7 protein-coding genes are annotated in these 9,978 nt (G+C 67.5%); 4 read left to right on the top strand and 3 right to left on the bottom strand.

Annotated features, from left to right (window positions below):
• Positions 1 to 813: 813 nt before the first annotated feature.
• The 4 genes from KIH27_RS21605 to KIH27_RS21590 are packed head-to-tail and all read left to right on the top strand — an operon-like array spanning position 814 to position 4,221.
• Entirely contained in the window at positions 814 to 2,037 is a 1,224-nt protein-coding gene (locus KIH27_RS21605; RefSeq protein ID WP_214095011.1) for an acetyl-CoA C-acetyltransferase, read from the top strand.
• Positions 2,034 to 2,804: a 3-oxoadipate enol-lactonase gene (pcaD, locus tag KIH27_RS21600; RefSeq protein ID WP_214095010.1), complete on the top strand. Its 771-nt coding sequence runs from the start codon at positions 2,034 to 2,036 to the stop codon at positions 2,802 to 2,804. The genes KIH27_RS21605 and pcaD overlap by 4 nt, the downstream gene beginning before the upstream one ends.
• The gene (locus KIH27_RS21595) at positions 2,801 to 3,583 is read left to right on the top strand and encodes a CoA transferase subunit A (protein WP_214095009.1); all 783 of its coding nucleotides are present in this window, start codon (positions 2,801 to 2,803) and stop codon (positions 3,581 to 3,583) included. Before pcaD ends, KIH27_RS21595 begins: the two co-directional genes overlap by 4 nt.
• A complete protein-coding gene (locus tag KIH27_RS21590) occupies positions 3,580 to 4,221 on the top strand; it encodes a CoA transferase subunit B (RefSeq protein WP_214095008.1) in 642 nt (213 codons plus the stop codon). The genes KIH27_RS21595 and KIH27_RS21590 overlap by 4 nt, the downstream gene beginning before the upstream one ends.
• Before the next feature lie 5 nt (positions 4,222 to 4,226).
• Here KIH27_RS21590 and KIH27_RS21585 read toward each other — a convergent pair whose 3' ends face one another.
• From KIH27_RS21585 to car, 3 genes are all read right to left on the bottom strand, one after another.
• On the bottom strand, positions 4,227 to 5,036 hold the full coding sequence (locus KIH27_RS21585; RefSeq protein WP_307856973.1) for a thioesterase family protein: 810 nt from the start codon (positions 5,034 to 5,036) through the stop codon (positions 4,227 to 4,229).
• Positions 5,033 to 6,028 carry a 2-hydroxyacid dehydrogenase gene (locus tag KIH27_RS21580; protein ID WP_214095007.1) on the bottom strand — a complete coding sequence of 332 codons (996 nt, stop codon included), beginning with the start codon at positions 6,026 to 6,028 and terminating at the stop codon, positions 5,033 to 5,035. The genes KIH27_RS21585 and KIH27_RS21580 overlap by 4 nt, the downstream gene beginning before the upstream one ends.
• 299 nt (positions 6,029 to 6,327) lie before the next feature.
• Entirely contained in the window at positions 6,328 to 9,771 is a 3,444-nt protein-coding gene (gene car, locus KIH27_RS21575) for a carboxylic acid reductase (protein ID WP_214095006.1), read from the bottom strand.
• Positions 9,772 to 9,978: the final 207 nt, after the last annotated feature.

Below are 9,978 nucleotides of genomic sequence, written 5' to 3'. Positions count from 1 at the left end.
CGAATCAACGCACTCTGAAACCGGAAGAGCCGTCAAACCGGTCCTCTCAAGGAGCTCGGCGATGTCGGTCGATCAAACGCGAATCCCGACTTTAAGACCCTGAACGCGTCGGCGTTACGGACAAGAGGGTATGGCCCAAGCGCCCCCGAAGGAAGTCAGGTCGCAAGAGACCATGGGAGCCGGGTTCCGCGCAGGTTGTTTCACGATCTCCGGAAGTGATCCAGCTTGAGGGAGTGGCGCGGTCTCATTTACCTGCACGATGTTGGTCGGGCTGGGGCCGGCGTTGGATTCGTCGGCGAATGCGAGCCCGGCGGGCGCGGCGAGCGCTACTGCGATGCCGACAAGACTTGCAACAAGGCGTCCATTCCTATTAAACATGGCGATACTTCTTTCGGGATATCAAAAATTATTTGCCAAGAACTTGGACTGTAACCACTCCGGCTCGATCCACGTGATGACTGTTCCAATCTAAACGCGCTGGTAGACGGCCTGCAACATGATTACCACGACACCATGACCAAATATGTGATGTAGGTCATGATCACCGATGGGGCATGGCGGTCGTCATTCGATCAATTTGGTCGCTTTGGAATAGCGTGCGACTGTAGAACCCTACGCCGAGCTGCCTGTTACTGTGCGGTGCGCCCGGTGGATTCTGTAACGGTTGGTCGGCGGCACCGGTGGACGCCGCCGCCGTGCGGCCCGCGGCGTGGATCGGCAGCTCGAACGGGGCCGATATTTGATAAACAGATTCAAATAATAACGTGTTAATTAATATTTCTGTATATCACTGCTGGTAGCTACCGTGGAGGCATGGTCAAATCCACCGATATCGTCATCTGCCAGCCGCTTCGGACCCCGATCGGGCGGATGGGCGGGGCGCTGGCATCGGTGTCGGCGACGGCGCTGGCCACCACGGTGCTGCGTGCCCTGATCGACCGCACCGGAGTGGGGGAGGGCGACGTCGACGACGTCATCCTCGGCCACGGCTACCCCGGTGGCGAGGCGCCGGCGATCGGGCGGATCGCCGCGCTGGACGCCGGCCTGGGCACCGGCGTGCCGGGCGCACAGGTCGATCGCCGCTGCGGATCGGGGCTGCAGGCGGTGCTGTACGCCGCCGGACAGATCGCCACCGGTGCGGCCCGGCTGATCGTTGCCGGTGGAACGGAATCGATGTCCGGCGTCGAGCACTACGCATTGGGGCTGCGCTCGGGCGTCAAACAGGGCAGCATCGCATTGATGGATCGACTGGATCGAGCGCGTGAGACAGCCGGCGGCGCGAACCACTCGATCGCCGGCGGCATGATCGAGACGGCCGAGAATCTGCGCCGTGACTACGGCATTTCCCGGACCGAGCAGGACGAGGTGGCGGTCCGGTCGCACCGCCGTGCCGCGGCCGCCCAGTGGGACGGGCACTTCGCCGACGAACTGGTCCCGGTCACCGTGCCCGGCCGGCGCGGCAATCCCGACGTCGTCGTCGACCGGGACGAACACCCCCGCCACGACCTCACCGTCGAGAAACTGGCTGCGCTGCGCCCGATCCGGCAGGCGGCTGATCCCGACGCGACCGTCACCGCCGGCAACGCCTCCGGCCAGAACGACGGCGCCGCCCTGTGCGTGGTCACCACCCTGCGTGAGGCGCACCGCCGCGGTCTGACACCACTGCTGGCACTGCGGTCCTGGGCGGTGACCGGTTGCGCCCCCGAGACGATGGGCCTCGGACCGGTCGGCGCCACCGAAGCCGCCCTGGATCGGGCCGGGCTGACCCTCGACGAGATCGACCTGATCGAACTCAATGAGGCGTTCGCCGCCCAGGTGCTGGCCGTGCTGCACGAGTGGAAGGTCGACCCGCTCGATGAGCGGCTCAACCCGAACGGCTCCGGTATCTCGCTGGGTCACCCGATCGGCGCCACCGGCGCGCGCATCCTGGCTACCGCCGCCTATGAGGCGCACCGCCGCGCCGCGCGCTACGTCCTGGAGACCATGTGCATCGGCGGCGGCCAGGGGCTGGCCGCGGTGTTCGAGGCTGTCCGATGAGCGCCGTGGCGGTCCACGCGGTGGTCAGCGGCCTGGCAGAAGGCGCGGTCGTCGTACTGTCCAACTCGCTGGGCTCCACCCACCGGATGTGGGACGCCCAGATCGGAGCGCTGGAGGAACGATTCCGGGTGGTGCGCTACGACACCCGCGGGCACGGCGAATCCCCGGTGCCGGCCGGCCCGTACACGATCGACGACCTCGCCGACGACGTGGTGGCACTGCTGGACCGGCTCGGGGTGCAGCGGGCGCACCTGGTCGGGCTGTCCCTGGGCGGGATGACCGCGCTGCGGGTGGCCGCCCGCAACCCCGAGCGGGTCGACCGGATGGCGGTGCTGTGCACCGGCACCCGACTTCCGCCGGCGCAGGCCTGGTCGGAGCGGGCCGCGACCGTCCGCGCACACGGCAGCGGCAGTATCGCCGCCGCAGTGGTCGAGCGGTGGTTCACCCCGGAGTTCCTGCTGGCGAACCCGGTCGTCCGGGCGGACAGCGAGGCGATGGTGGCCGCGACCCCCGCCGAGGGCTACGCCGGGTGCTGCGAGGTGATCGCGGCGCTGGACCTGCGCGGCGATCTGGCGTCGATCACCGCGCCGACGCTGGCGATCGCCGGCGCCGACGACCCTGCCACCCCGCCGGCGAAACTCAACGCGATTGCGACCGGCGTCCGAGCCGGCCGACTGCTCGTCGTCGCGCACGCCGCGCATCTGGCGAACGCCGAACAGCCCGAGATCATCACCCCGGCCCTCATCGAACACCTGGAGAAGCCATGACCCTGAACAAAGTGGTCGACTCGGCCGCCGCCGCGGTCGCCGACATCCCGCACGGCGCCAGCCTGGCCGTCGGCGGATTCGGGCTTGCCGGCATCCCGTGGTTCCTCATCGAGGCGCTGCTGGAGCAGGGCGCGGGTGATCTCACGATCGTCTCCAACAACTGCGGGGTCGACGGCGCCGGTCTGGGCCTGCTGCTCGACGAGCGGCGCATCAGCCGGGTGATCGCCTCGTATGTGGGCGAGAACAAGGAATTCGCCCGCCAGTATCTGGCCGGTGAGCTCACCGTGGAACTCACCCCGCAGGGCACCCTGGCCGAACGGATGCGCGCCGGCGGCAGCGGCATCGGGGCGTTCTTCACCCCGACCGGGGTGGGGACCGCGGTCGCCGACGGCGGCCTGCCCTGGCGGTATCACCCCGACGGCAGCATCGCGATCGCCTCACCGCCCAAGGAGGTCCGTACGTTCCGCGGCAAGGAGATGGTGCTCGAGGAGGGCATCGTCACCGACTTCGCGCTGGTGCGCGCCGCGGTCGCCGACCGCGCCGGGAACTGCCGATTCCATGCCGCCGCACGGAATTTCAACCCACCGGCCGCAATGTCCGGGCGAATCACGATCGTCGAGGCCGAGCAGGTCGTCGAGGTCGGCGAACTGCACCCCGACGCCGTCCACCTGCCGGGGATCTTCGTGAAGCGCATCCTGGCGCTCACCGGCGAGCAGGCGGCCCGCAAAGACATCGAGAAGCGCACCACCCGACCCCGGGAGCAGGAGGCAGTGCAATGAGTTGGACCCGCGAGCAGATGGCCGCCCGTGCGGCAGCCGAACTGCGTGACGGTGACTACGTCAACCTCGGCATCGGACTGCCGACCCTCATCCCCGGATACCTGCCGGAGGACTCCAGCATCACGCTGCACGCCGAGAACGGCATCCTCGGGGTGGGGCCCTTCCCGTACGACGACGAGGTCGACCCGGACCTGATCAACGCCGGAAAGCAAACGGTGACAGTGCTTCCCGGGGCGTCGTACTTCGACTCGGCGACCAGCTTCGCGATGATCCGCGGAGGGCACGTCGACGTGGCGGTGCTCGGCGGCATGCAGGTCGCGGGCAACGGCGACCTGGCCAACTGGATGGTGCCCGGAGCCATGGTCAAGGGTATGGGCGGGGCGATGGACCTGGTCAGCGGTGTCGACCGGGTCATCGTGCTGATGGATCACACCACCAAGTCCGGTGCAGCGAAACTCGTTGCCGCCTGCGATCTTCCGCTGACCGGCCGCGGTGTGGTGAGCAGGGTGATCACCGACCTCGGCGTGTTCGACGTGACGGGCGGCGGGTTCGACCTGGTGGAGCTGGCGCCCGGGGTGGAGTTCGCCGAGGTGCAGGCGAAAACCGCTGCGCCGGTGGCTGAACGGCTGCCCGCGTAGCGCGCCTACTGGCGCATCACCAGCAGCGGCTGCTCGACGGACCCGACCAGGCCGGACCGATCGAACAGCTCGCCCTGGGTGAACCCGGTGCCGGAATCCGCGATGTGGGAGCGGGCGGACAGGTTGATCCAATCCCCGGCGGGTTCGCGCCCGAGGGTCAGGGTGACGCTCGGCGGAATGAACGCCCACTCGATCGGGGACAGTTCCGCGGAGATCCCGTTGGCCGAGTCCGCGACGACGGCCAGATAATGCACCGGTGCGGTTTCCTCACCGAGTACCAGCGGGATTCGCAGCCTGGTCCAGACGCTGGCCGGTCCGGGATGCTGGTAACCGCCGTGCACGAACCGCCACTCGATGGCACGCCCGTACCCCCAGTCCGGGCTGACCCGCGGGAAGTAGCGCTGCGGCTGCTCACCTGGCAGCGGCGGAACCGGCACCTGGCTCGCCTGCGCCTGCGCCTGCGTCGAGCCGGGACTGCGGCGAATCCGCCACGCGGTTGCGGTGACCGCGAGCTTGCCGTTGGCCCACAATTTCGCCTCGACCATCTCGATTCGCTTGCCGGGCCGCAGGATCGTCGCCTCGGTGCGGATTCGCCCCTGCGGGATCGGGCCGAGCATGTCGGCGGTGAGCCGGGCGATCGCCATGTCCGGGTCCGGGCGGACCCGTTCGACGGCGCGGGCCAGCAGCGCCGCAGGCGGCCCGCCGTGCTGCATGGTCAGGTCCCAGGGGCTGGCGGTGGCGACGGTCGAGTCGAACTCGTCGGTGTCCACCGGCAGGAAGAATGCCGGCGGGCGATCGGTGGTCGAATCCGTCACGGCCGCCACGCCTCCGGGTTGACCGGGTGCGGCGGCACGTCGCCGCGGGCCATGGCGATCGCGTTCTCGGCGCACAGTCGGGCCATCGCCGCGCGCACCGAGACGGTGGCGCTGCCGATGTGGGGGAGCAGCACGGTGTTCGGCAGTTCCGCCAGACCGGCGGCCAGCCGCGGTTCGTTCTCGTAGACGTCCAGGCCGGCCCCGGCGATCTCGTCCGACGCCAGTGCAGCCACCAGGGCGTCCTCGTCGACGACCGGGCCCCGCGCGGTGTTGATCAGCACGGCGGTCGGCTTCATCGCCTGAAGCACGTCGGCGTTCACCAGGTGGTGGGTCTCGTCTTTGAGCGGAACATGCAGGGAGAGGTAGTCGCTGGACGCCACCAGCTCAGCCCAGTCGACATGGCGCACGCGCCCGGCGAATGCGCCGAGTTCCTCGTCGGGGACGGGCCGGTCCCCCGGCGGCCGCGGACAGAACAGCACCTCCATGTCGAACCCGAGTGCCCGCCGCGCGGTGGCACGGCCGATCCGCCCGAAGCCCGCCAGCCCCAACGTCCGCCCGGAGATGTCCTGCCCTAAGAACATGTCCGACCGCCACCCGGAGAAATGCCTGGTACGGACGAACGTGTCCGCCGCCACCGCCCGACGCCCGACGGCCAGCATCAGCAGCATCGCGATGTCGGCGGTAGCACCCGTCAGCACATCGGGGGTGTTGCCGACCATCACCGCGTTGGCGGTGGCCGCCGCGACGTCGATGTTGTCGTAGCCGACGGCGAAGTTCGAGATGCCGCGGATCTTGGCCGCGCGCAACAGATCCGCGTCGAAGGGGTCGCGGACCTGCGCGACGATCACGTCGTAGTCGCCGGACTCGCAGGCCGCCCGCAGGGTCGCGGCGTCCGGCGGCGCATCCGGCAGGTGGACGCTGCCCGCGGCCCGCAGCAGTGGCAGTCCGGGGTCGGGGATCGGCGCGGTGACGAAGAATCGGAGATCACTCATCGAATACCTCCTGCACGATGCGGAAGGCGGTGTTGGATCGCGACGACCAAGTCGAACGCATCCGTGCCGACGGACCGGTGGAACGTGATCGGTCTGGCCGTGGTGGTCGCGGGATCCTCGCTTGCATTGCAGTTCAGCGTAACCGGACGAATGACCGCTACGCGCCGGGTTGCGAGCGCCGCCTGGCCACGCCGGATACCCGTAACGCAACCGCGATGCGCAGTTGGTGGCCCCCACACGAACACCGAGTTTCGGTCAAGGATTGATGACGCAGCGTTGTGGTCCATCGTCGCGGCCGGCTACACCAGCCCGAGCCGTTTCAGGCCGTCGACATAGTTGACGATTAAGCCCGAGGTGACGTGCGGGATGTCGTCGTCGGGACCGATCCGAGACGCCTGCACGGCCGCGCGGAACCGTCGCGTTGAGGCGACCGAGCCGCAAACGGGTACCAGTGGCTTCTCGTAGCTGTGCAGCAGGGGCAGGAGTGAGGCTCGACGCTGCCGATCCGGCAGTGCCCGTAGTGCGGTTTCGAACCGGTACAGCCATTCGGCGTAGTCATCGATCCGACTGACCGGGAAGCCGGCGGCGATCAGCCAGTCGACGTACTCATCGAGTCCGATGCCGTCGTTGTGCGGGTTCATCACGTGATAGGTCGCGACCCCCTCGGGCGGTCGTGCTCCCAGTGCGGTGATCGCCTCGGCGACGAAACCGACCGGCAGCCCGTCGTAGTGGGCGCGCTGCCGTTCGCCGATGGGATCGAGTTCGTAGAACGACCCGGGTGCGATGCCGGTCGTCAGCAAGCTCAGCATCAGCCGGGTGAACATGTCCGGCAGGTTGAGTTGCCCGGTGTACTGGCAGTCCGCAAGGATCAGATCGCAGCGGAACACCGTCACCGGCAGGCCGCACCGTGATTGGGCCTCAGCCAACAACACTTCACCGGCCCACTTGCTGTTGCCGTATCCGTTGGCGTAGCCGTCGTCGATCCTGCGGACAGGGCTCATGACCCGAATGTCGGCGTCCTCGACGAATTCCGCTGACTCCACCTGGTCGCCCACGCTGATCGTGGACACGTAGTTGTAGTGCTTCCGGCTGGCAGTCAGTGCGAGCCGGATCAGCTCGGCGGTGCCGACGACGTTGGGCCCGAACAACTGCCGGTACGGCAGCACATGGTTGACCAGAGCTCCGGCGTCGACGATCAAGTCGACCGTGTCAGCCAACCGCAGCCAAGTGGTCTCGTCGAGCCCGAGTCGGTGTTCGCCTTTGTCGCCGGCGAGGACCTCCAACCGGCCGTCGGCGGCCAGCCCCCGATAGGAGCGCAGGAGCTCCGGATCACCGTCGAAGGTGTCATCGAGACGTTGCCGGGCGCCCTCGTCGGATTCGGCCCGCACCAGGCAGATCAGCCGGCCGCGCGGGAGCCGTCTCAACCATTCCAGCAGGAGCCGGCGCCCCAGGAAGCCGGTGGCGCCGGTCAACAGCACCGTGTTCGGCGTCGTGCCGGCCGCTGGAAGCGACGGCGCTGCCGAAAGCAGCCCTGGCGGAAGGAATTTCTCCAGCGTGAGATCGGCGGCCCGCACCGTAGTCGGGTCCGGCCCGTGCATCGCCGTGAAGATGGGTTGCCGGTCCCCCAGTGCGTGCTGCGCCTCGATATAGTGCGCGACCGCGGTCAGGTCGGCGGTCGGGCTCACGATGACACCCACCGGCACCTCGATCTTGAAGATCTCATGCAACAGGTTGGCGAATGTCAACGCCGACAGCGAGTCACCGCCTAGGTCGGTGAAGTGCACATCGGCCGTGATGTCGGTGGCCCTGGTGCTCAGCACCGCAGCCGCGGCGTGGATCACGGTCTGCAGCACCGGCCGCTGGGTCGCGCCTTCGATCAGCGCCCGCTGCTCGGTGGCCTGGCTTTCGGCCAGTTCGGTGTACAACTGCTCCAGCCGCGCCCCGTAGTGCTCCTTGAGCTTGGGGCGGCCGAGTTTTGCGATCCCGGTGAGCAGGCCGTTCTCCAGACTGAACGGTGCGGTCTCGACGATGAAGTCGTGCGGGACCTCGTAGGTCTGTAACCCCGCGGTCCGCGCCACCTCCTGCAACGACTCGCTGATCAACGGCCGGAGATCGTCAAGAGTCCAACGTGCCAGTGCTGCCTCGGTCGGGACGATGGCCGCCAGCAGGTATGAGCGCGTCCCATTGCCGTACACGTAGATCTGTCGGATCAGCGGGCTGGTGCCGAACGCCGCCTCCAGCTTCGAGACGGTGACGAATTCACCCTGCGAGAGTTTCAGCACGTTGTTACGACGATCCAGGTATCTCACTCGGCGGGGCTCGATCTCGGCCATGATGTCACCGGTGCGGTAGTAGCCGTCGGCGTCGAATACCTCGGCGGTGATCTCCGGGCGCCGGTAGTAGCCGGCGAAAACATGTTCCGTTCTGAGCAGCAACTCACCGCGCGGATACGGCTGGTCGGTGTGGAAGTAGCCCAACTCGGGCACGTCGACGAGCTTGTAGTCGCTCACCGGTGGCCGGAACACCTCGTCGTAGAGCACGATGGTCGCCTCGGTGGAGCCGTAGGCGTTCAACAGCGGCATACCGATGACGGATTCGGCCCACGCCCGCAGGTCCGCGGAGATCGGTGCGGAGGTGACCAGCGCTGAGGTGAACCTTCCGCCCAGGACTTCGTGGCGCAGTTCGTCGGCGACCTGTGCTTCGATCGCGGCGCGGTCGGCGCCACCGGTGCAGCGCCGGTCGACCTCACTCTGGAACTCCCCGCGCAGCATCTCCCAGATCCGCGGCACGAACACCAATTCGGTGGGGCGGACCAGGGCGAGGTCGTCGAGGAATGTGGACAGGTCACTCTTGGCCGCGAAATATGCGGTGCCGCCGCTGCCGAGCGTTCCGTACAACACGGTGCGACCGACGACGTGACTCATCGGTGTGAAATTGAGGGTGATCGACGGCTCCGTACTCGGCTCGCCCCAAGCCCTGCTCGATTTGCGCCAGAAATTCGACACCAGTCGACGGGTGAGCATGGCGCCTTTCGGCGCGCCGGTGCTGCCCGAGGTGTAGATCAACAGCGCCAACGCATCGGCGTCGTCGACCGGTCGTGGCGGGCTCAGGGAGGCTCCGCGGGTGATCACGGCGTCCAGTGTTTCGAGCCGTACCGCGGTATCGGCCACCCGGGCACGCGCGGACTCGAACGCTTCGCGGTGATCATCGAGTTCCGGGTGGTAGTCGAACACAATCAGCCGCTGCGGGGTGGGGTCGACCAGAACCAATTCGACGGCGTCGGCAAGACTGCCGATGCCCACGGCCAGCACACGCGGCTCGGTTTCGGCCACCACCGGCTGCAGCGCAGCGACCGACGCACTGGTCTGCAGCGGCACCGACACCGCGGCCAACAGTGTGCTGGCCATGTCGACGACGGTGTAATCGATGCTGGTGAAACCCATGACGGCGATCCGGTCGCCTGGTACCACCGGGTCGCCGGCCAGAGCCGCGGCAACCGCGCGGGCGCGTTCCCACAGGCGGCGATAGGTGATCGTCTCGAAGTGCGCCTGCGGTTCGCCCACCGTGCGGCCGGTGTCCGGATCCTGCACGAATCGGATAGCCCGACGCCCCAGGGCGGGGCGGTCTGCGTAGCCGTCCATGACCGTGGCGATGATCTGCGTTAACCCCAGCCCTGGTCGATCGATCGCGGCGGTGACTATCGGGCTCGGGTGGGCCGCGGCCAAGTTCGGGTGATCGGTCATCGATGGCACGGTTTCATCCTCCTGCCGATGCGAGCTTGCATCGGAAATGCGCCCAATTGATTTGATGACACAATATACCGAATTGACGTGGCGATCCGCGTCTTTAATATTGAATCAAGCGCGATCAGTCCGGTGAAATTCATTTATAATTCTAGTCGGGTGAATGTGTTGGGCGGTGTCAAGCGGTGGAAGCAACGGAGTCGGTCA

The organism is Mycolicibacter acidiphilus, from assembly GCF_018455725.1.
Taxonomy (GTDB): Bacteria; Actinomycetota; Actinomycetes; order Mycobacteriales; family Mycobacteriaceae; genus Mycobacterium; species Mycobacterium acidiphilum.
The sequence above is the reverse complement of the archived record's forward strand: the minus strand, read 5'-3'. Positions and strand labels throughout refer to the sequence as shown.

Excerpts from the sequence above, each read along its gene's own strand:
- KIH27_RS21590 (WP_214095008.1), top strand. The coding sequence starts at position 3,580 with ATGAGTTGGACCCGCGAGCAGATGGCCGCCCGTGCGGCAGCCGAACTG.
- KIH27_RS21580 (WP_214095007.1), bottom strand. The coding sequence starts at position 6,028 with ATGAGTGATCTCCGATTCTTCGTCACCGCGCCGATCCCCGACCCCGGA.
- car (WP_214095006.1), bottom strand. The coding sequence starts at position 9,771 with ATGACCGATCACCCGAACTTGGCCGCGGCCCACCCGAGCCCGATAGTC.
- KIH27_RS21595 (WP_214095009.1), top strand. The coding sequence starts at position 2,801 with ATGACCCTGAACAAAGTGGTCGACTCGGCCGCCGCCGCGGTCGCCGAC.
- pcaD (WP_214095010.1), top strand. The coding sequence starts at position 2,034 with ATGAGCGCCGTGGCGGTCCACGCGGTGGTCAGCGGCCTGGCAGAAGGC.
- KIH27_RS21605 (WP_214095011.1), top strand. The coding sequence starts at position 814 with ATGGTCAAATCCACCGATATCGTCATCTGCCAGCCGCTTCGGACCCCG.